General features: G+C 29.8%; 18 protein-coding genes. 10 read left to right on the forward strand and 8 right to left on the reverse strand.

What is annotated here, in order from left to right; genetic code table 11:
- The first annotated feature begins 70 nt into the window (after positions 1–70).
- The 3 genes from BTO04_RS01370 (at position 71) to BTO04_RS01380 (ending at position 3,067) form a co-directional block, all read left to right on the forward strand.
- Positions 71–1,639, forward strand: a complete 1,569-nt coding sequence (locus tag BTO04_RS01370) for a sensor histidine kinase KdpD (protein WP_087562782.1) — start codon at positions 71–73, stop codon at positions 1,637–1,639.
- Between the two features lie 11 nt (positions 1,640–1,650).
- Positions 1,651–2,352: a response regulator transcription factor gene (locus tag BTO04_RS01375; protein ID WP_087562783.1), complete on the forward strand. Its 702-nt coding sequence runs from the start codon at positions 1,651–1,653 to the stop codon at positions 2,350–2,352.
- Positions 2,353–2,446: 94 nt separating this feature from the next.
- Entirely contained in the window at positions 2,447–3,067 is a 621-nt protein-coding gene (locus BTO04_RS01380) for an L-threonylcarbamoyladenylate synthase (protein WP_087562784.1), read from the forward strand.
- Here the strand turns inward: BTO04_RS01380 and BTO04_RS01385 are convergent, their stop codons facing one another.
- Both BTO04_RS01385 and BTO04_RS01390 read right to left on the reverse strand, forming a co-directional pair.
- Positions 3,068–4,066, reverse strand: coding sequence for a glycosyltransferase family 2 protein (locus tag BTO04_RS01385; protein ID WP_087562785.1), 999 nt, complete (start codon positions 4,064–4,066; stop codon positions 3,068–3,070).
- Positions 4,067–4,265: 199 nt separating this feature from the next.
- Entirely contained in the window at positions 4,266–4,709 is a 444-nt protein-coding gene (locus BTO04_RS01390; protein ID WP_087562786.1) for a type I restriction enzyme HsdR N-terminal domain-containing protein, read from the reverse strand.
- A gap of 17 nt (positions 4,710–4,726) precedes the next feature.
- On the opposite strand from BTO04_RS01390, the gene holA reads away from it, so the two are divergent.
- From holA to BTO04_RS01405, 3 genes are read left to right on the forward strand one after another with little or no spacing between them, the layout of a single operon-like run.
- A complete protein-coding gene (gene holA / locus BTO04_RS01395) occupies positions 4,727–5,728 on the forward strand; it encodes a DNA polymerase III subunit delta (RefSeq protein WP_087562787.1) in 1,002 nt (333 codons plus the stop codon).
- A 54-nt stretch (positions 5,729–5,782) separates the two neighbouring features.
- Positions 5,783–6,640: a hydroxymethylglutaryl-CoA lyase gene (locus BTO04_RS01400; protein WP_087562788.1), complete on the forward strand. Its 858-nt coding sequence runs from the start codon at positions 5,783–5,785 to the stop codon at positions 6,638–6,640.
- 9 nt (positions 6,641–6,649) lie between these two features.
- On the forward strand, positions 6,650–8,176 hold the full coding sequence (locus tag BTO04_RS01405; RefSeq protein ID WP_087562789.1) for a bifunctional UDP-sugar hydrolase/5'-nucleotidase: 1,527 nt from the start codon (positions 6,650–6,652) through the stop codon (positions 8,174–8,176).
- 48 nt (positions 8,177–8,224) lie between these two features.
- On the opposite strand, the gene BTO04_RS01410 is transcribed toward BTO04_RS01405, so the two are convergent.
- A complete protein-coding gene (locus BTO04_RS01410; protein ID WP_087562790.1) occupies positions 8,225–10,456 on the reverse strand; it encodes a TonB-dependent receptor in 2,232 nt (743 codons plus the stop codon).
- A 253-nt stretch (positions 10,457–10,709) separates the two neighbouring features.
- Between BTO04_RS01410 and guaB the strand changes: the two genes are divergently transcribed.
- On the forward strand, positions 10,710–12,185 hold the full coding sequence (gene guaB / locus BTO04_RS01415; protein ID WP_087562791.1) for an IMP dehydrogenase: 1,476 nt from the start codon (positions 10,710–10,712) through the stop codon (positions 12,183–12,185).
- A gap of 222 nt (positions 12,186–12,407) precedes the next feature.
- On the opposite strand, the gene BTO04_RS01420 is transcribed toward guaB, so the two are convergent.
- The 5 genes from BTO04_RS01420 to BTO04_RS01440 form a co-directional block, all read right to left on the reverse strand.
- Positions 12,408–13,292, reverse strand: coding sequence for a haloalkane dehalogenase (locus BTO04_RS01420; protein WP_087562792.1), 885 nt, complete (start codon positions 13,290–13,292; stop codon positions 12,408–12,410).
- A gap of 11 nt (positions 13,293–13,303) precedes the next feature.
- Positions 13,304–13,858: an SRPBCC family protein gene (locus BTO04_RS01425; RefSeq protein ID WP_157662403.1), complete on the reverse strand. Its 555-nt coding sequence runs from the start codon at positions 13,856–13,858 to the stop codon at positions 13,304–13,306.
- Between the two features lie 160 nt (positions 13,859–14,018).
- On the reverse strand, positions 14,019–14,888 hold the full coding sequence (locus BTO04_RS01430) for an RNA polymerase sigma factor (protein ID WP_087562794.1): 870 nt from the start codon (positions 14,886–14,888) through the stop codon (positions 14,019–14,021).
- Between the two features lie 205 nt (positions 14,889–15,093).
- Positions 15,094–17,541, reverse strand: coding sequence for a TonB-dependent receptor (locus BTO04_RS01435; RefSeq protein WP_087562795.1), 2,448 nt, complete (start codon positions 17,539–17,541; stop codon positions 15,094–15,096).
- A 6-nt stretch (positions 17,542–17,547) separates the two neighbouring features.
- Positions 17,548–19,230, reverse strand: a complete 1,683-nt coding sequence (locus BTO04_RS01440) for a M23 family metallopeptidase (RefSeq protein ID WP_087562796.1) — start codon at positions 19,228–19,230, stop codon at positions 17,548–17,550.
- Between the two features lie 166 nt (positions 19,231–19,396).
- On the opposite strand from BTO04_RS01440, the gene BTO04_RS01445 reads away from it, so the two are divergent.
- From BTO04_RS01445 to rny, 3 genes are all read left to right on the forward strand, one after another.
- Positions 19,397–19,687, forward strand: a complete 291-nt coding sequence (locus BTO04_RS01445) for a hypothetical protein (protein WP_087562797.1) — start codon at positions 19,397–19,399, stop codon at positions 19,685–19,687.
- Between the two features lie 13 nt (positions 19,688–19,700).
- Positions 19,701–19,991 (forward strand): cell division protein ZapA, encoded by a 291-nt coding sequence (locus BTO04_RS01450; protein WP_087562798.1) that lies wholly within the window; start codon positions 19,701–19,703, stop codon positions 19,989–19,991.
- A 230-nt stretch (positions 19,992–20,221) separates the two neighbouring features.
- The gene (rny, locus tag BTO04_RS01455; RefSeq protein ID WP_087562799.1) at positions 20,222–21,790 is read left to right on the forward strand and encodes a ribonuclease Y; all 1,569 of its coding nucleotides are present in this window, start codon (positions 20,222–20,224) and stop codon (positions 21,788–21,790) included.
- The last annotated feature ends 351 nt before the right edge of the window (positions 21,791–22,141 follow it).

Below are 22,141 nucleotides of genomic sequence, written 5' to 3' on the forward strand. Positions count from 1 at the left end.
AATTTAACTGTATTCCATATTTTATATCAAAAATTCTAAATAGGTTTTTTTAATGTATTAACTTTGATTTATGGGTAAGAAAATGTTTGTTCTTATTGTAGTTTTAATGAGCATTTCTTTAATAGGGATTATTGCTGTGCAAGTCTATTGGATTAATAATGCCGTTGAAAGTAAAAAGGAGCAATTTAAGAATGATGTTCAAAAATCTTTAGGAAGAATTTCAGAAAAAATTAATAAAAATGAAGAATATATTCTTGAAAAAAAGATTGAAAATTTCATTGAAAATACGGGTTTAGCTAATAATGCTCAAATTAGAAATTATCTTTTTCAAGAAATTGATACAACAACAAAAGAGAGAATTACTTTTGGAGCTACTTTTTTAGAAGAAAACTTTAAACTTCCAACCGATTTTTTAAATAATGATTCTATCATTTATAAAAGAGTTTCTGGAAAAAAAGATTTTTTTAGCACAAAATTAATCAAAGGTGTAGATAATGAACCTTCTGTTTATGATGAATCAAGATTTTCTACAACCAAAAGATTTTATAATATAGAAAAAACATTTTTCTCTAATGTTTATGGAGACATAAGAAGTAGAAAGCCAATAAACCAAAGAATTAGTAATAGTGAGTTAAAAACTATTATAGAAGAAGAATTAGAGAAAAGAAATATTTATTTAAATTTTAAATACGGTGTTTATAGTAATGATGGTTTGGCAACCAAATTAAAATCTGGTTATTATACAATTAATAAAAAAGAGAGTTATCCCTATCCGCTTTTTTTTAATTCAGAGAATGAAGTAGATTATATATTATACATAACATTTCCTTCTAAAAATGATCATATTTTATCAGAAATTTCTAATATATTATTACTGTCGTTATTTTTTATTTTTATAATTATTATCGCTTTTTCTAGTTCGTTATATCAATTAACTAGGCAGAAGAAAATTTCAGAAATAAAAACGGATTTCATCAATAATATGACACATGAGTTTAAAACACCCATTGCTACCATCAATTTAGCGTTAGATTCTATTAAGAATCCTAAAATTATAGATGATAAAGAGAAAGTGTTGCGTTATGTGAAAATGATTAGAGATGAGAATAAAAGAATGCATTCTCAAGTTGAAAATGTTTTACGAATTTCTAGGTTAGAAAAAAATCAAATAGATATTAGTAAGGAAACTATTGATATGCACGACATAATAGAAGATGCAATTACGCATATTAGTTTGTTAATAGATGATAGAAATGGTAGTGTAGAAACACATTTTAAATCAGTTGTAGCAGAATTACCAGGTAATGAATTTCACCTTACCAATGTTGTAGTAAATATGTTAGAAAATGCATTAAAATATTCTGAAGGCGCTCCAAAGATAGATGTGTATACAGAAAGTGTTGGTAAATTCTTCATTTTAAAAATAAAAGATGAAGGAATAGGAATGAGTAAGGCTGTTCAAAAAAATGTTTTCGATAAATTTTATAGAGAACAAAAAGGAAACATTCATGATGTAAAAGGTCATGGTTTAGGATTGGCTTATGTAAAAGAAATTGTTGAAAAACATCATGGAACAGTTTTTGTTGAAAGTGAAAAAGGAAAAGGAAGCATATTTACAGTAAAATTACCTTTAATTTAAAAAAATATAAAATGGGAAGTAAAAAAATTTTATTAGTAGAGGACGATCCAAATTTTGGAACCGTTCTTAAAGATTATTTAGCATTAAATGATTATAATGTAACGCATGCTAAAGATGGAATAGAGGGTTTAATTATGTTTAAAAATAGCGATTATGATTTGTGTATTTTAGATGTAATGATGCCAAGAAAAGATGGTTTTTCTTTAGCTCAAGATATCAGAACAACAAACAAAGAAGTGCCAATTATTTTCTTAACAGCAAAAACGTTAAAAGAAGATGTATTAAGAGGATACGCTGTTGGTGCAGATGATTATCTAAATAAACCTTTTGATTCTGAAGTACTATTGCATAAAATCAAAGCAATTTTGCAAAGAAAAGATACAGATAAATCAGCAGAATCTGAGCAATTTGAATTTACAATAGGAAGTTTGTTTTTTAATTCTAAACTACGTCATTTATCTGTAGGTAAAGATGGAGAACCAATAAAGCTATCTCCAAAAGAGAGTAAATTGTTAAGAATGTTAGCGATTCATAAAAATGATTTAATGCCAAGAGAATTAGCATTAACTAAAATTTGGAGAGATGACAACTACTTTACTTCTAGAAGTATGGATGTTTATATTGCAAAATTACGTAAGTATTTAAAGAAAGATGAAAATGTTGAAATTCTAAATATTCATGGAGAAGGATTTCGATTAGTAGAAAAGGCATAATTTATAAATACTTCCCCCAAAAATTTTAACCTGATAGTAATCATGCTATCAGGTTTTCTTTTTTTGTATTTTTGTATAAATAAAAAAGTATAAAATGGCAGAATTTATAAAAATTTACAATGAAAACCCAAATCAAACAGCCATTGATAAAGTTGTAAAAGTCTTACAAAATGGAGGTTTAGTTATTTATCCCACAGATACTGTTTATGGCCTAGGATGTGATATAACGAACACAAAAGCTTTAGAGAAAATTGCAAAAATTAAAGGGTTAAAATTAGACAAAGCTAATTTTTCTTTTGTTTGTAATGATTTAAGCCACTTGTCAGATTATGTGAAACAAATAGATTCGTCAACTTTTAAAATCTTAAAAAGAGCATTACCAGGGCCTTATACTTTTATTTTACCCGGTAGTAATAATTTACCAAAAGCTTTTAAGAAAAGAAAAACGGTTGGAATTAGAATTCCAGATAATAATATTGCACGAAAATTAGTAGCAACTTTAGGAAACCCAATTGTATCTACTTCTATACATGATGAAGATGATGTTTTAGAATATACAACAGATCCAGAATTAATTTTTGAAAAATGGAATAAGTTAGTTGATATTGTAATTGATGGAGGATATGGAGATAATCATGCTTCTACTGTTATAGATTTAACAACGAATGAGCCGGAAGTTATTAGAGAAGGAAAAGGAGCTTTAGATATTCTTTAATTATCTTAACTCTTTAAACTTTTTTCTACCCAAAACAAAATATTGCCAAACAATGCTTGTGTGCAGATTGTAATCTTGTCTTTTTTGTAAATTTCTGCGTTTTTTTAGAAACTTATAAAAGTTTTTGTAAAAACTAAAATGTGCTTTTAGAATAGCCCAAGTATGAATTGGTCTAAACTCTAGTAAGAACTTTAAACCAGCGATTCCATCTAAAATTAAACGAGAAAAAATCACGAATAAAAACCATTGTTTTGGAACGTTTTTCACCACATTTAATAAACTATTTCTAAAATTTAAAAATGTTTTTTGAGGATTAGTCTCTTGTAAAGTTGCACCACCAACATGAAAAACTGTTGATAAGCCAACATATTTTATTTTATAACCTGTATTTTGAACTCTCCAGCACAAATCAATTTCTTCTTGATGCGCAAAATAATCTTCATCAAAACCTGCTAATTGATGAAATACTTTTGATCTAATAAAAAAACAAGCGCCAGAAGCCCAGAAAATTTCAGCAATATCATCAAATTGTCCGTTGTCTTTTTCTAAATGATTAAAAACACGTCCCCTACAATAAGGATACCCAAATAAATCTACAAAACCACCAGCAGCACCAGCATATTCAAATTTGGTTTTGTCTTTATAATCTAATATTTTTGGTTGAATAATAGCCGTTTTGTCATCATTCTTAAAAGTATCTAAAATTGGTTTTAACCAATTTTTTGTTACTTCAACATCAGAATTTATAAGGCAAAAAATATCTGCTTCTATCTGTTGTAAAGCATCATTATAACCTTTTGCATAACCACCATTAATTGTATTCTCTATAATTTTTACTGAAGGAAAAAATTCTTTAACGTACTTTATAGAGGTGTCTGTAGACGCATTATCAGCAACATAAATTTCTGCTTCTTGCAAAGTGAAATTCACGATTGAAGGCAAAAACTGTTCTAAGAGTTTTTGTCCGTTCCAATTTAATATGACAATGGCTGTTTTCAAGGGTGCGAATTTACATTTTAATAAATTATTCTCTTATAATTTTTTCTTAATAATAAATGAAGTTTTTTAAATATTGTCAGTTCAAGACAAGTTCTTTTTTAAGAATTTTGTATTGAGAACTGATTTAGAGTTTATGATTTCTATTAAAAAAGAAGACTACTTCAAAAAATGATTTCTGTTTTCACTGGAATGACAATTATTATTTATAATTAGGAACTTCTTTTAAGAAAATATAGGTTTCATTTTTAAAATCCATTTTACAATAAAAATGTTCTAAACCATTGGTAACAATAATAAAATTAGCTTTCAGTTCTAAATTATACCGTGCAATTTGATCAAAAGTATCTTGCGTTATTTTAACTTTAGGCGCCTTGCATTCTACTAATATTTCTGGTTTTCCTTCAGAATTAAAAACTAAAATATCACTTCTTTTTTTTAAATTATTTACTGTAAGTTGCTTTTCTATAGCGATTAATGACGATGGATATTTTTTTTTATCCATTAAAAAGAGTACAAAATGCTGACGAACCCATTCTTCTGGAGTTAAAACCATATATTTTTTTCTAATTATATCAAAAATAAGCGTCTTATTTTCGTTACTTTTGAGTTTGAAATTATATGTTGGTAGATTGAGTTTTAGCATCAATCAAAAGTAAGAAAATGAACGAAATAAGAACGATTGTTTCAGATATTAAAAGTGGAAATATAAAACCTATTTATTTTTTAATGGGTGAAGAAGCATATTACATTGATAAAATATCTGATTTTATTGAAGAAAACATCTTAGATGAAGCAGAAAAAGGCTTTAATCAACAAGTAATGTATGGTAGAGATGCTACAATTGAAGATATTGTTTCTTCTGCTAAACGGTATCCAATGATGGCAGAAAGACAGGTTCTTATTGTTAAAGAAGCACAAGATTTAAGTAGAAATATAGAGCAGTTAGTTGCTTATGCAGAAAACCCACAACCAACAACTGTACTCGTTTTAAACTATAAATACAAGAAATTAGACAAGCGCAAAAAATTGCATAAAGCAATTGCTAAAACGGGTTTAATTTTTGAAAGTAAAAAACTATATGAAAATCAGGTTTCTGATTGGATTAGAAGAGTTTTAGGCGGTAAAAAATATCAAATTGAGCCAAAAGCAGCTCAAATGTTAGTAGAATTTTTAGGAACTGACTTAAGTAAAATCAGCAATGAATTAGACAAATTAATGCTGATTCTACCAAAGGAAACTATTATAAATGATCATCATATAGAAGATAATATTGGAATTTCTAAAGATTTTAATAATTTTGAATTAAGAAAAGCAGTAGGAGAGAAGAATATTTTAAAATCGAATAGAATTATTAACTATTTTGCAGAAAACCCTAAGAATAATCCGTTGGTAATGACTATTTCTTTATTGAATAGTTTTTTTACACAATTACTAATGTTTCATGGTTTAAAAGATAAATCTAAAAGCTCTGTAGTAAAAGCGTTAGGTGTTAACCCTTATTTTGTTGATGAATATTTTTTAGCAGGAAGAAATTACCCGATGCGTAAAGTTGCACAAGTAATTGCTTTTTTACGAGATGCAGATGTTAAAAGTAAAGGTGTTGGAGCAAGCCAATCTGATGAAGATATTTTAAAAGAATTATTATTTAAAATTTTACATTAGAATCAAACTTAAAATTGTTCTACAAACCCAACGCTTTATCTATCTTTGATGACAATGAACAAAAAAGTCAAAATTATAGAATGCCCCCGTGATGCAATGCAAGGAATAAAATCTCATTTTATTTCTACAGAAAAAAAAGCGTTGTACATAAATTCTTTATTAAAAGTTGGTTTTGATACCATTGATTTTGGCAGTTTTGTATCGCCAAAGGCAATTCCGCAAATGCGAGATACAGCAGATGTTTTAGCAAAACTAGACTTATCTAGAACGAACAGTAAATTGTTAGCAATTATAGCAAATGTTCGTGGCGCAAATGATGCTTCTAAATTTGAAGAAATCGATTATTTAGGGTATCCTTTTTCTATTTCAGAGAATTTTCAAATGCGTAATACGCACAAAACAATAAAAGAATCTATAGAAGCTTTAGATCAAATTTTAACAATTGCAGATAAAACGAACAAAGAAGTTGTTGCCTATTTATCTATGGGATTTGGAAATCCTTATGGAGATCCTTGGAATGTGGAAATAGTAGGTGAGTGGACAGAAAAATTGTCTAAAATGGGTGTAAAAATATTATCACTTTCAGATACCGTTGGAAGTTCTACACCAAAAGTAATAGATTATTTATTTTCTAATTTAATTTCACAGTATCCAGAGATAGAATTTGGTGCACATTTGCATACAACTCCAGATAAATGGCACGAAAAAGTGGATGCAGCTTATAAAGCAGGTTGTTTGCGTTTTGATGGAGCAATAAAAGGGTATGGAGGTTGCCCAATGGCAAAAGACGACTTAACTGGTAATATGCCAACCGAAAAATTAGTATCCTATTTTACAGCGCAAAAAGTAGAGACTGGAATAAAGCCGATGAGTTTTGAAAGCGCTTACAACAAAGCTTTGGAGGTTTTTTAAATCAAAAAAATGAAAAATTTTAAATCACTTTTATATCTATTATTAGTAGCATTGCTAATTTCTTGTTCAACTACAAAAAAAGTTGATAAACAAGATGATGGAAAAATTAACTTCACTTTTTTACAGGTAAATGATGTGTATGAAATTGCCCCAATACAAGGAGGTAAGTTTGGTGGAATGGCAAGAGTAGAAAAGGTTCATAAAGAATTATTAAAAGAGAACCCAAATACAATGTTGGTAATTGCTGGTGATTTTTTGAATCCGTCTTTATTAGGAACGGTCAAATATAATGGAGAAAGAATTCGTGGTAAACAAATGATTGAAGTAATGAATGCAATGAATTTTGATTTAGCTGTGTTTGGTAATCATGAATTTGATTTAGGTAAAAACGATTTACAAAAGCGATTAAATGAAAGTAACTTTAATTGGGTTGCAGGAAATACAAAACTGAAAACAAAAGAAAAATCAGTCCCTTTTTATAAAGAAAAAAATGGTAAACAATTCCCAATTCCAGAAACATATATTAAAGAGTTTACAGATGCTGATGGGACAAAAATAAAAGTAGGTTTTATAAATGTTTGTATTTCTTCAAACCCAAAAGAATATGTAGAATATGGGAACACATTAATTAAAGCAAAAACATCCTATAATGCTTTAAAAGAGAAGGTTGATGTTGTTATTGGTTTAACACATGTAAAAGTTTCTACCGATATAAAAATTGCAAAAATATTACCAAATGTACCTTTAATTATGGGAGGACATGAACATACAAACATGCTAATTCCTGTTGGTAACTCTTTTGTAGCAAAAGCAGATGCAAATGCAAAGACCGTTTATATTCATAGAATTTCATTTGATACAAAAACAAAAAAAGCAATTGTAGCATCAGAATTGAAAGTAATAAATGAAAATATAAAGTCTGATGAAAAAGTAGGAGCAATTGTTGATAAATGGCAAACAATCTTAAAAACTCAGATAAAAAATATTATTCCAAATCCAGATGAAATAATTTACACAGCAAAGATTCCTTTAGACGCAAGAGATACTCCAATTAGAAGTATACAAACAAATATGGGAAAACTTATAACAGCATCAATGTCTTTTGCTTTTGATGATAAAGTAGATTGTGCTTTGGTAAATGGTGGTTCTATTAGAATTGATGATCAATTGGAAGGTGCTATTAATGCTGTAGATATTTTTAGAGTTTTGCCTTATGGAGGTGCAATTTTAAAGACAGAATTAAAAGGAAGTTTATTAAAAAGAGTTTTAGATTTTGGATTAAAAGCAGCAGGAACAGGAGCATACTTGCAAAGACATAATATTTCTTTAGATAACGGAGTTTGGAAAATTAATAATCAAGATATTAATCTTGATAAAGTGTATACAGTTGCTTTTTCAGATTATCTTTTAAAAGGTTTTGATATTCCTTTTTTATCTGATAAAAGTGATGGAGTTTTTAAAATCTATACCCCAAGAGAAACCGAGTTAGCTTTTGATATTAGAAAAGCAGTAATTGCTTATTTAAAAACGAAATAAAAAAAGAGCACTTATTTAAGTGCTCTTTATAATTATAAGAAGAATTTACTAGAATTTAAATTCTAATCCTCCATAAATTCCAAATGGATGTCCTGGTCTTAAACCAGCAGGAACCCTTGAAACGGCGTAGGTATTGTCTAATAGATTGATGATATTCGCTGTTATATTCAGCTTTTTATTTACAAAATATTTAGCAGAGAAATCTGCGATGAAGTTAGAAGCTACTTTTTCAGTTTTGGCAATCGTTCCAGTTCCTGCCAGCGTTCTAAATTCACCATTATATCTTCCGGATAAATTTATTTCAAAGTCATTGTGCTCAAGTGAAATCGTAGTATTTAGTTGGTGTCTTGGAAGGTATGGCATTTGGTCACCTTTAGAGACAGTACCCCACAAGCCATCATCACTTCCAAAACTATTTTGAAATGCTGAGTTGGTAAAAGTGTATCCAAAAGAAAGAGGGATAGATAGTTTTGAATTTTCTGAAGCGATATTGTAATTTAATAACACTTCAATTCCGTTTACATTAACCTCACCTGCATTAAACAACTCTAAAGAGCCTGTTCCTCCAGTTGCTGCTAAATCACTTCCCAAAAGGTTTGAATAGTCATTAAAAAAACCAACAACTTCTCCTTTTAATTTTCCGAGATTAAAACGAGTACCAAACTCATAATTGATACTTTCTTCCGGTTCTTGCCCGTTTTGATTTCCAGGAGGAGAGAATCCTTTGTGTATTCCACCAAATAAAGAGAAATCATTATTAAATTTGTAGTTTGTGCCCATTCCAGGAATAAAAATAGCCACTGAATTCTCTCTTGTCGCTAAATTAATACCTCCTCTTTTTACATCATTCTTCCCAAAATCTTCTCTCTTTAAGGTGATGTTCTCATATCTAACTCCCGGTGTAAACGTCCAGTTATTGTATTTTAATTTATAGGTCAGGTAAGATGCAAAGGCGGTAGCACTTGCAATTCTATTTGCATCTGTTCCGGGAACTCCTGCTGTGGTTAAGTCAAGGGTACTATTGTTTGAGATACGGTACTTATCTACCCATTGAAAGCGATCTTCCTCGTCATAATGTGCGCGAAAACCAATTTCTAAATCATGAAAAGCATCGCCTTTATACCAGTGATAGTCTAATTTTGTTTGAATCCCTTGCGCATAATACTTTCTATTGTTAGCCTTTATACCCAAAGCATCTGCATCCGAATTTACGGATCCATTTACGATAGAGAAATGATCTGCTAGGGTAGTTGGATCGCTTAAGATAGCTGCAATAGATTTCTTGTTTCCATCAAAAGTAACATCATTTAATTTGTACCAATTTCTAGAAAAATTATTCTGATAAGCCGTGGTAGTAATGTGCAAGTTTTTTGTGAATTCTAACGAGTGACTTAGCACGTACTGTGTGTGATCTGTAGTCATTTTATCATTATTCGAAGCAGCATATCGATCAAATGGATTGCTGTTAAAATCTGCTTCAGACAGCCCTAAATAGGTTTCATTACCCACTTCGTCTGAATATTGAAATTTAAAAGTCAAAGATTGTTGTATCGCAGCTGAAGGGAATAAATTCACTTTGAATTTTGCAACAACGTCATTTTTATTAAAGCCGGTATTTTTTCCACTAGGTAGTGTTTTGAATCCGTCAGAACCATAGTTTAAGTACTCTAATACATAGCCAAATGTGCTGTTTTCGCCACCAATTTTAGCATGTAACTGATTCGAATTAAAACTACCATAACTTGCACGTACCTTTCCACCAAACTCCGATGGTATTTGTGCTGATATCATATTAATAGCACCACCAGTTGTAGAGGGGCCATATTGTACTTGGCTACTTCCTTTTAAAACCTCTATAGCTTCCATTCTTGCAATGGTAGGAAAGTAATACGCTGCTGAAGCAGAGTAGGGCGCAGGTGCAATTAATATGCCGTCTTCCATTAATGTAATTTTAGAACTTCTTTCAGGAGAGGTTCCTCTTAAGCTGATATTTGGTCGCAGTCCAAAACCATCTTCTTCATAAATACTAACTCCAGGAACAGTACCTAAAATACGATTTACATCTGTAAAACTAAATTTCTGTAATTCTTTTGGAGAAAGATAGTACGCGGAACCTGTTCTGTGTTTGGCTACATATTTATTTCCAAAAATCACATTTGTTGAAATAATAATTTCATCTAATTTTTGAATAGAGTCTAGAGCTCCTTGTTGTTTATCTGTCTGTTGTGCGCTTAATAAGCTGGTGAATAAAGCAGTTACTGCTAGAATTTGCTTGTTCATTTATTTAGAATAATTATAAATAGATTTATTTTCGAGTGCAAAAATACAACCTCTTTTGTATAAATTCAAAGCTTATTTAGAATAAATAAAAATAAAATCATAAGTAACTAATTATTAAATTGTTATAAATAAATTTTAACATTTAAAATTATTTAATAAATCTTTTTTTATTGATTCACAATGACTATAAATAAAACACAATAAATTCATATATAAATTGTAAATTTGCATGCAATTATACTTTAATTGCAACATGACAGCACACAACAACAAAATTATAGGTGAAGGATTAACATACGATGATGTTTTATTAATCCCCGCTTTTTCAGATGTACTTCCAAGAGAAGTAAGTATTCAAACAAAATTTACTAGAAATATTACTATTAACGTTCCAATAGTTTCCGCAGCTATGGATACTGTTACAGAATCTGCTTTAGCAATTGCTATGGCAAGAGAAGGTGGTATTGGAGTTCTACATAAAAATATGACGATTGAGCAACAAGCTCGAGAAGTTAGAAAAGTGAAACGTGCAGAAAGTGGAATGATTTTAGATCCTGTAACTTTACCTTTAACAGCAGTAGTGTTTGATGCGAAAGCAAATATGAAGGAGCATAGTATTGGAGGAATTCCTATTGTTGATGATAAAGGAATTTTAAAAGGTATTGTTACCAATAGAGATTTACGTTTTGAGCATAATAACCAAAGACCAATTGTAGAAGTAATGACTAGCGAAAATCTAGTTACTGCTGCTGTTGGAACTTCTTTAAATGATGCAGAAAAAATTCTTCAGAATTATAAAATTGAAAAACTTTTAATTGTTGATGAAGATTATAAGTTAAAAGGATTAATTACATTTAGAGATATTACAAAAGTTACTCAGAAACCAATTGCAAATAAAGATACTTTTGGTAGATTAAGAGTTGCAGCTGCTTTAGGTGTTACTTCAGACGCAGTTGAAAGAGCAGAAGCTTTGGTAAATGCAGGTGTAGATGCTGTAATTATAGATACAGCTCATGGGCATACAAAAGGAGTAGTTACTGTTTTAAAACAAGTAAAAGCTAAGTTTCCAAATTTAGATGTGGTAGTGGGTAATATTGCAACAGGAGCTGCCGCTAAATATTTAGTTGAAGCTGGAGCCGATGCAGTAAAAGTAGGAATTGGACCTGGTTCTATTTGTACAACAAGAATTGTAGCTGGAGTTGGTTTTCCTCAATTCTCTGCAGTTTTAGAAGTAGCAGCAGCTATAAAAGGAAGTGGAGTTCCTGTAATTGCAGATGGAGGAATTAGATATACAGGAGACATACCAAAAGCAATTGCTGCTGGAGCAGATTGTGTTATGTTAGGTTCTTTATTAGCAGGAACAAAAGAATCTCCTGGAGAAACAATTATCTATGAAGGTAGAAAATTTAAATCTTATAGAGGAATGGGTTCTGTGGAAGCTATGAAAGAAGGTTCTAAAGACAGATATTTTCAAGATGTTGAAGCGGATATTAAAAAGTTAGTTCCAGAAGGAATTGTAGGTCGTGTTCCTTATAAAGGAGATTTAGATGAAAGTATTCATCAATTTATTGGTGGTTTACGCGCAGGAATGGGGTATTGTGGAGCAAAAGATGTTGAAACTTTAAAAGAAACTGGGCAGTTTATTAGAATTACTGCAAGTGGAATTAACGAAAGTCACCCACACGATGTTGCAATTACTAAAGAAGCACCTAATTATAGTAGAAGATAATATTTTACATATTTAAAAAATAAAAAACCGAGCTTTTGCTCGGTTTTTTTGTGGAATATATTTGAAATTTTCTGAAGGTTACTATTTAAATAGTAGTCTGTTAGGGAAGTATAACCTTTTCAACATAAGATGAAGTTGAAGGGGATTTAGCCATTGAATTTACTACTTTCTTAACTATGTATTTTTTATATGCTATATTTAGTTTTTCTTACACCCTAAAAATTATTTTATTTGGTTATACCATTTAGAAATTTCGCTTCCAATTTCATAGGGATAATCTTCTTGTATAAAATGTAGCCCTTCTCCAAGGTGAATTGATGTTAAGTTCTTCATCCCTTCCTTAATTATTTTAACATCTTTCTTTTTAATGGCTACGCCTGGAGAAACATAAAAGAATAGTTTAGGAATTTCAGAACTCATTAACCACTTATGCCAAGATGCAACTGTATTAGCTACTTCTTTTGGGTGACCATTATTAAATGGAACATCTAATGGCCATTTTAATAAGGGTTTTCTGCTTTTTACAGTGGAATAAGGACTCGCGTAATAATCCATTTCAGGTTTCGTCATTGTTCTTAAAATCATGTCTGGTATCATTTTATGAATAAAGATATTCGATACTTGTACCATAAACCACCCTAAAACAGGTGTTCTCATCATTTTCAAAGCCACACGAATTGATGCTGGCATATCATGAGTTGTAGGAGCATCATACATAGCTTCCATAAAGACAATGGCTTTGATGTTTTCCTGATGCGTATTTGCATAATGAAATCCTAAGCCTGAACCCCAATCGTGAAGTACAAGTGTAACATTCTTTAACCCAAGTTGATCTATAAACGAATTCAAGTAGTCATATGAATCTTGAAAACCATAGTTTATATCAGGTTTGTCGGATTTTCCCATTCCTATTAAATCAGGAGCAATACATCTACCTTGTTTGGTAAGGTAAGGAATGATATTCCGCCATAAATAATTTGACATAGGGTTTCCGTGAAGAAACAAGATAGGGTCACCTTCTCCTTCATCTATATAATGAACTTTACTTCCTTTTACATTCAGGTATTTTGATTCAAAAGGGAATTCTGATGAAATATGCTTACTCATACTATCTCGTATTAATTGTTCGTATTTAGTTCCTTATTTCTGGGATGCGCTTTTCCAGTTTCCATATAGTATTTTAATTCTTCTGCGATTTCTTCTGCAGCTTTTCCAATTTTTAATTTAACGAGAGGCGATAATAAATAACCTAGCAGGTTTTTGACTTCCATTTCAAATTCTATAACGACAGTTGTTTGATTACTTTTTATTGGTTTTAGTGACCATAGTCCACTTGCGCTCTTTGCAATTCCCGGCATTCCTTTCGTTATATGATATGCCAAACTGTAGTTTTTAGCATCAAAAGCATCCAATAGTTGAATGGTTTCTCCTCTATCTGTTAAGGTAGCTCTATAGGAATAATCAATTCCCTCAAATTGCTTATCGCCTCCTGGTTTTGAATCTTTAAAATTACTTGACCATAGATGAACATCACCGAATTTTTTGCCCACAACCTCCCATATTTCATCGCTATTTTTATTAATAATTAACTCTCTTTTAACGTGTATTTTTTTTTGACCAATTATGCTTAAAATAATTAGTGGTATTGCAATAATTAAAACTGTTGCTATCATAATTTTAGTTGTTTTTGTAAGTGAACTCATGTTCTTTTTAAGGTTAGATACAAAAAGGTGTCATGTGTTACAAAACTCACTACAACTCATAGAATAAAAAGAAAAAAGGCCTTTCATACTGTATAAAAAGCCTTTTCGTGTGCTGATTTTTGTAATTTATTTATTCGAAGTACTTGTGTAAGTCCTTATCGTTTACAATTTCATTTATGACAGTATCGGTATCAAAATCTTCTTTGGTAGGATGTTTTTGAAAAAAATCGATGTATTTTTTATCTACAATATCGGCTACTTCATCTGCAATACCTTCTGAATAAATGGCAATAGTGGAACTGTATTTAGGGTCAAAAATTTTTTCATTTATCTTCATTTTACCTGCAGCCTCCATTGCTTTTGCTTTCTTAGAACACCTACACGGGTTTTCTGTATTTACCAACCCACATTGCTGGTTCATAAATGCATGAAACTCTTTTCTGGTGCGCGATAACTTTACACGATAGTTTTGTTTTGAAAGCCCAAATACCTCGGCACCTATGTTGTGATCTATATTAAAAACATCACCAAGAATGTATATTAATCGTTGTTCGCGAGTTAAACACATTAACATTCCAGACATACACCTGGTACGCGCTGTTTTTGTCCTTAATTCGTGTTCTATTTCTTCTTCAGCGGATACTTCTGGACTTGGGATGGAGTTTAGTTCACTGGAAAAAGCATCAAAACTTTCCCATCGATCTTCCATGGGCTTTCTTTTGGTTTGTAAAAATTGATTAACTACAATTCGATACACCCAAGTTTTAAAAGCACTCTTTCCTTTGAAAGTAGAAAGCTTGGTAACTACCTTAATTAACACTTCTTGTGTTAAGTCTTTGGCCTCTTCAGGATTGTTGGTGTATTTCCAAGCAACATTATAGATAAATGGTTCATGTATTTTAATCAGCTGGTTGAGAGCCTTTTTATCTCCTGCTAAGGATTTTTGAACCAACTCAATGCTAGCGGTGTCTGAAAAGTTTGACGAAAGTGGGTTTGTCATAATTCTGTTTTTTAATTAGATACAAAATCGAGATATGTGTTACAAAAGATATTTTTTAATTAAACACAACTTAATACGATTATGTATCGTTTTAATACTAAATCAAGTTCAGGACAAGTGACTTGTAATCAGTGTTTAGCGAATTTATTTTTTTTTGAGCAGAAAACAAATAGGAGAAAACACCCTTTTAACCAGTATATAGTTTCTAAAACTTTATGCCAACTTTAATGTTTAAAACTCTACCTGTCATGTAATTAGGTATTCCAAATTGCGTTTTAGAATACACATCTCTTACCCAAGTATTGGTAATTGAATTTTGGATATCAAACATGTTAAACAACTCTAAACCAGCAGTTAATTCTTTAAATTTTGATAAAAAACCAGTTTTATATTGTCTATTCGCATCCGTAAAAACATAAGATATACCTAAGTCTGCACGCTTGTAATCTCTTAACCTTCCTTGAAATTGATATACATCTGCATAAGAAGGAGAACCTCCAGGAACACCAGAATTATAAACTAGATTTAAATAGGCTTTTAAATTTGGTAAATTAGGAACATAATCTTGAAAAAGAATTCCAAATTTAATGCGTTGATCAGAAGGTCTAGAAATAGTACCTCTGTTATCTATGTTTTCTTCAGTTTTTAAATACCCTAAACTTACCCAACTTTCACTACCAGGAACAAACTCTCCATTTAAACGAACATCAACTCCATTAGCATAAGCAGTAGTTAAATTATCTGCTCTGTATCTAATTCTAACATTATCTATTGTATAAGCATTTACATTAGATAAATCTTTGTGATAAAGTTCTGTAGTCAATTTAAAGGGTCTTCCCCACATATCAAAACTATAATCCATTCCTGCAACAAGGTGAATAGATTGTTGCGCTTTTACATCTATATTAATATTTCCATCATAATCTTTTAATTCTCTATAAGATGGAGGTTGAGAATACCAACCGCCAGAAACTCTAAATAACATGTCTTTTTGCCAATTTGGTTTGATTGCAAATTGTGCTCTTGGACTTATTGTTAATTGACTTTTAGAGGTTTCTCCTTCAGATTTTACTGTCCAATTATGAGCTCTTACTCCAAAGTTATACCAAATTTCATTGTCATTCCAAAAAAGACGTTCAGAATATTGAACAAATCCTGAAAGACGATTTATTTCAACATTATTATCTGCTCTTATATTTTGATACGGAGTAATTGCGCCTTCAAAAGGTGTATAAGGTTGGTTATTTCCAACATGATTTGGAGGTCTAATAGAAAAGCCAAGAGAATCTATAACTTCCCATTCTCTTATTCTATCTCTTATATCTTCTTTTTGATATTTTACACCAAAATCCCATTGTTTTCTATCTTTTTTATGTGCTCCTTTTAGTTGCACGTTTGTTATTAAAGCATCTAAATCATTTCTTGCATGATTTAATTGAGACCCAATTCCTTGTGAAAACTCAACATCACCAAAACTTTCTGAACCAACATTCGTATCAACTTCACCTAAATTATAGGAAGCAGCAATATCAAAATGTTCTTCTTCTTGTGTATTATATCTAGAAACAGTTCCTGTAAAAGTTAAATATTCATTTGCTTTATAGTTAGTAGATAATGCTCCAAATAACGTTAAATAATTATCTTCTTCTTGTCCGTTATAAAAAACATTTAATTCTAAAGGAGCTGCAATAGTTCCAAAACGAGTTCTTCTAGAAATAGGAGTGTAGTTGTAGTTGTTTAATGAGAAATTTCCTAAAAAATTAAAAGTTAGAAAGTCTGATGCTTCATAAGATATAAAGGTTTGAACATCTGTAAATTTTGGTTTAAAATTAGTTTCTATCTGTTTGCTGTTCACAAAAAGACTGTTATCTCTATATCTTATTCCTGTAATTGCACTTAATTTTTTATCTAAAAATTGATTTTCAAAAGTTGCACTTCCTCCTAGTAAACTAAAATCTACGGCAACACCTAATTCCTTAGGTTTTCTATACGTAATATCTAAAACAGAAGAAAGTTTATCACCATATTTTGCTTGAAATCCACCTGCAGAAAAATTAATATTTTGAACCATACTAGGATTGATAAAACTCAAACCTTCTTGTTGCCCAGATCTAATTAAAAAAGGTCTATAGATTTCAATACCGTTTACATAAACAAGGTTTTCATCAAAATTACCACCACGTACATTGTACTGCGTACTTAACTCATTATTATTACTTACACCGGGCAATGTCATTAAAACATTTTCTACTCCTGCATTTGCACCAATTAAATTATTAACTTTTTTTGAATCAATTTTTATAATTCCTTCTGCTTGTTTGTTATTGTCTTTGATAATAATTTCATCTAGTTTTTCTGTATTTAAATATAAAATAGGAGAATATCTAATTGCATTTCTACTTTTAGCGGTAATTTTTTTTATAAAAGACCTGTAAGAAACATGACTAAATGTTAAGGTAATTTCTTCGTTAACAGGAATTCTAATTTGATAATTACCGTTTTTATCTGTAGCTATACCTTTATTATTATATTTAATAGATACATTTATTATTGGCTCTTTTTTATTGTTTTTTACTGTTCCTTTTAATATTGTCGTTTTTTGAGCAACAAGAAGACTTGGGATTAGAAACAAAAAGAATACTATATTTTTCACGTAAGGTTAGTTTGCTTGTTTTTTATAGAACGAAGTAGAAAGCTCTTTGGTATTTCCAACATTGTCCGAGACTACAATTTTAAAGATATGTTTGCTACCCACCAATTTTTTATCACTAAATTTATAAGTAAGTACTCTTTTTTTATGATTGTATTCCATTAAAATCCATTTTCCATCAATTGTTGCGCTATAATTTTTTATTCCAGAGCCAATATCAGAAATCTCAACTTTTAAAGTTTTGAATTTTGAAATCCATTGATTGTCTTTTATATATAGTAATTTAATTTTAGGTTTTTCTTTATCGGAAACTAAAGCGTATTTACCCAACGTCTTTGTAGTTGTATAAAAAGTACTGTCTTTTTTCCTTGTATTTTTATAATATGGATATTTGGGATACGCTACATTGGCAATATATAATTGTTGCTTTTCTGCTTCAGAATATTTAGAAACATTAAAAGTTAGTGTAAAGTTTTTATCTAAAGGAATCGTTGGTTTGTGAATTTCTGCAATTCCATTTTCTACTTTAAAATCTAAAAACACATCGTTATAAAAGGTGTTTTTAGGAAAAGCAATTGTTACATTTTCTTTTTGAAATTTATTAAAGTTTTTAGCAATTATTTTATAAGCTGTAGTATCCTTTGTTTGAGAAAATAACGCATTACTTTCTTTACCTACAATAGGTATTTTAATAGTGCTTGTATTTCCTTTAAAATCTTTTGCAATAATTTTTACAGAATAATTTAAACCATTTTTAATAGTTAACTTTCCGTTATTAACAAGGTTTTCATAAATAGAAAGCTTATTTTTTGTTACTTTATAAGTCTTTTGAATTCTACTTTTATATTTTTTATAATACTCATAATCAATATGTAAATTAATAAATTTACTTTTAGAAAATGAAAAAGTTTCTGCATCATGATAATAAAAACGCTTACCATTTACTAACATTTCTAAACTAAAAATTCCATTTTTATTAGTTGCTTTATCAAGTTTATCAAAGACATGTACCCCAAAACCAACAACTCCACTTGCAGAAATTTTGTCTGCTACATAGTTTCCATTTCCACTATTTTTAAATGGGATAGACGTTCTGTTTTTTTGTTGATTTATTCTAGAATCAGTATTTAAAGGGTAGGCTATTAATGATTTAAAAGTTGGTAATTTTGTGTCCTCAGGAAGCAATCCAAAATACAAAGGATTAATAATTTTTTCTGTTTTTGTATTTCTAAATTCATAATGTAAATGTGGTGCTCCAGAACCTCCAGTATCACCAGAAAAAGCAATAATTTCTCCTTTTTTTAGAGGAAATTTATCATTTTTTAAATAAATATTTCCTGTTTCGTACTTCTCTTTTTTATATTGAATCGTTTTTACATATTTTTCAATTTTATCAGCATATTTACTTAAATGCGCATATACAGTTGTAAAACCATTTGGGTGCGTAATGTAAATCGCTTTACCAAAACCATACTGAGAAACTTTAATTCTAGAAATATAACCATCTGCAGCAGCATACACATTTAAACCTTCTTTGTTTTGGGTTTTAATATCTACACCAGAATGAAAGTGGTTGTTTCTTAATTCGCCAAAAGTGCCGGCTAAAACAATGGGTATATTTAAAGGATTTCTAAAATATTTTTTTGGGTACTTTTTTTGTGAAAAATTTATAAATGTTACAAAAAGTAACATCAACAACAGGTATCTTTTCAAATTGCAATTATTTTCTGTAAAAATACTAAAAATCATTTTTGTATAATGGTTTATAATTCAGGATATTATTAAAAAAGCAATTAAATGTTGTAAAATTTAAAACAGAACGTTAACTTTGTACATATAGTTTTATTCTAATAGATAAATGAGTAATACAATAGAAGCAATTCATTTACTGGAAGATAAGTTACAAAACTTACTTTCTAACTATGAGTTTTTAAAAAATGAAAATGAAATATTGCTTCAAAGTACAACCATATTACAAAATAAACTTTTAGAAAAAGAACAATTACTGGTAAGTCAAAAAAAAGAATATGATTTGCTTAAAATTGCAAAAACTATTGAAGGCAGTAGTGCAAATAAAAAAGATACAAAGCTCAAAATTAATACGTTAATTAGAGAAATTGATAAATGTATAATGGAATTACAAGAATAAAGTTCTTTAAATTGTGGGAAAATTAAAAATTAATGTTGTTATAGCAGGTAGAACGTATCCTTTAAGTGTAAATAATACACAAGAAGAAGAAGGTATGCGTAAAGCAGCAAACGCTATAAATAAATTAATTTCTATGTATGAGCAAAATTATGCAGTTAGTGATAAACAAGATGTTTTAGCTATGTGTGCATTACAGTTTGCATCAAAAATGGAAATAGCATCAATTGAAAAAGATTCTACTAGTACAGAAGCAATAGAAAAAATAAAAGAGTTAACTAAATTGGTGAACTCTCATTTAGAATAAGTTCTTTAAAATACATTAACAACACACTGCCTACGTTAGTAAATTGTTTATTAAACTCAACACGATTCAATTATGAAGGATGAGTCTTAATTGTAAAAGCATGCCTTAGCTACTGAATTTTTTTAGTACCAAATAGGATCCTTGATCAATTAGTTAGTCCTATAAGTACCCATAATGGAGTTTAAAAAACCAAGCTAATGTAGGCTTTTTTTATATACTAAATTTAAACTATGGATGGAATGATACTTCCCATTATTATGGGAGTTTTAATAGGTATTGCAATTGGTTTTATTGTTGCAAAAGCTATGGAAAAAGCAAAAGGAAAGAAACTTCTTAACGTTACTAGAAAGGAAGCCGCTACTATTATAAAAGAAGCAAAGATTGATGCCGATTCTATTAAAAAAGAGAAAATACTACAAGCTAAAGAAAAATTTATTGAATTAAAATCTGAGCACGAAAAAGTAATTTTAGGAAGAGAAAAAAAGATTTCTGATGTAGAAAAAAGAATTAGAGATAGAGAGTCTCAAGTTGCATCTGAAGTTGATAAAAATAAAAAACTTAATAAATCTGTTGAGCAAAAAGAAAAAGATTACATTTTTAAATTAGACTTTTTAGAGAAAAAAGAAGGTGACTTAGATGTAATGCACAAGCGTCATGTAGATATGTTAGAGCAAATTTCTGGTTTATCTGCAGATGAAGCTAAAAAAGAATTAGTTACTTCTTTAAAAGATGAGGCTAAATCAGAAGCAATGGCATTTATTCAAACTTCTATTGAAGAGGCAAAACTTTCTGCAGAACAAGAAGCAAGAAAAGTAGTTTTAGGTACAATTCAAAGAGTTGGAGTAGAGCAAGCAGTAGAAAACTGTGTTTCTGTTTTTAACTTAGAATCTGATGATGTAAAAGGTAGAATTATTGGTAGAGAAGGAAGAAATATTAGAGCTTTAGAAGCTGCAACAGGTGTAGAGATTATTGTAGACGATACTCCAGAAGCAATTATTCTTTCTTGTTTTGATCCTGTCCGTAGAGAAATTGCACGTTTAGCAATGCATAAATTAGTTACTGATGGAAGAATTCACCCAGCAAGAATTGAAGAGGTGGTTCTAAAAACAGAAAAACAAATTACCCAAGAAATTATTGAAGTTGGTAAAAGAACTGTTATTGATTTAGGAATTCATGGATTACACCCAGAATTAATAAAAACAGTAGGGAGAATGAAGTATCGTTCTTCTTATGGTCAAAATTTATTACAACACTCGCGTGAAGTTGCTAACTTATGTGGAATAATGGCTGCAGAAATGGGCTTAAATGCTAAGATGGCAAAACGAGCAGGTTTATTACATGATATTGGTAAAGTGCCAGATACAGAGAGCGAACTTCCTCATGCACTTTTAGGAATGCAATGGGCAGAAAAATATGGTGAAAAACCAGAAGTATGTAATGCTATTGGAGCTCACCATGATGAAATAGAAATGAAGAGTATGATTTCTCCAATTGTTCAAGTTTGTGATGCAATTTCAGGAGCAAGACCAGGAGCAAGACGTCAAGTATTAGATTCATATATACAACGATTAAAAGATTTAGAAGAAATAGCTTTTGGTTTTACAGGTGTTCAAAAGGCCTATGCAATTCAAGCAGGACGTGAATTACGTGTAATGGTAGAAAGTGGAAAAGTAAACGATACAAAGGCAGCGGAATTATCATTTAGTATTTCTCAAAAAATTCAAAATGACATGACCTATCCAGGTCAGGTAAAGGTTACTGTAATTAGAGAAACTAGAGCCGTAAATGTTGCAAAGTAATACGAGTCAGCTCTAATTGAATAGAGTTACATGTTATAATAAATAGCTTGGTTTTTAATCAAGCTATTTATTTTTGAAATTACTTTTTATATTTAAATCAATATGAAAAGCATATGATATTTATATCTAAAAAGGAGGTCTAAAAAGTGTGAAATAGCGTAAAAGCTACTTTAAAATTAAGAACTTAAATAGTTACTTTAAAAATGATTTAGTAATCTATTCATACAGGGTTTAACTACTTATTAGAAGCGTTTATTTAATACTACAATCTTTATATAGCTAAGAGTAACAACTCTATTTAAATCAAAAAGCGCATACTTAAAAGTATGCGCTTTTTGATTATTATTATTA

The sequence above is a fragment of the Polaribacter sp. SA4-10 genome, from assembly GCF_002163835.1.
GTDB lineage: Bacteria > Bacteroidota > Bacteroidia > Flavobacteriales > Flavobacteriaceae > Polaribacter.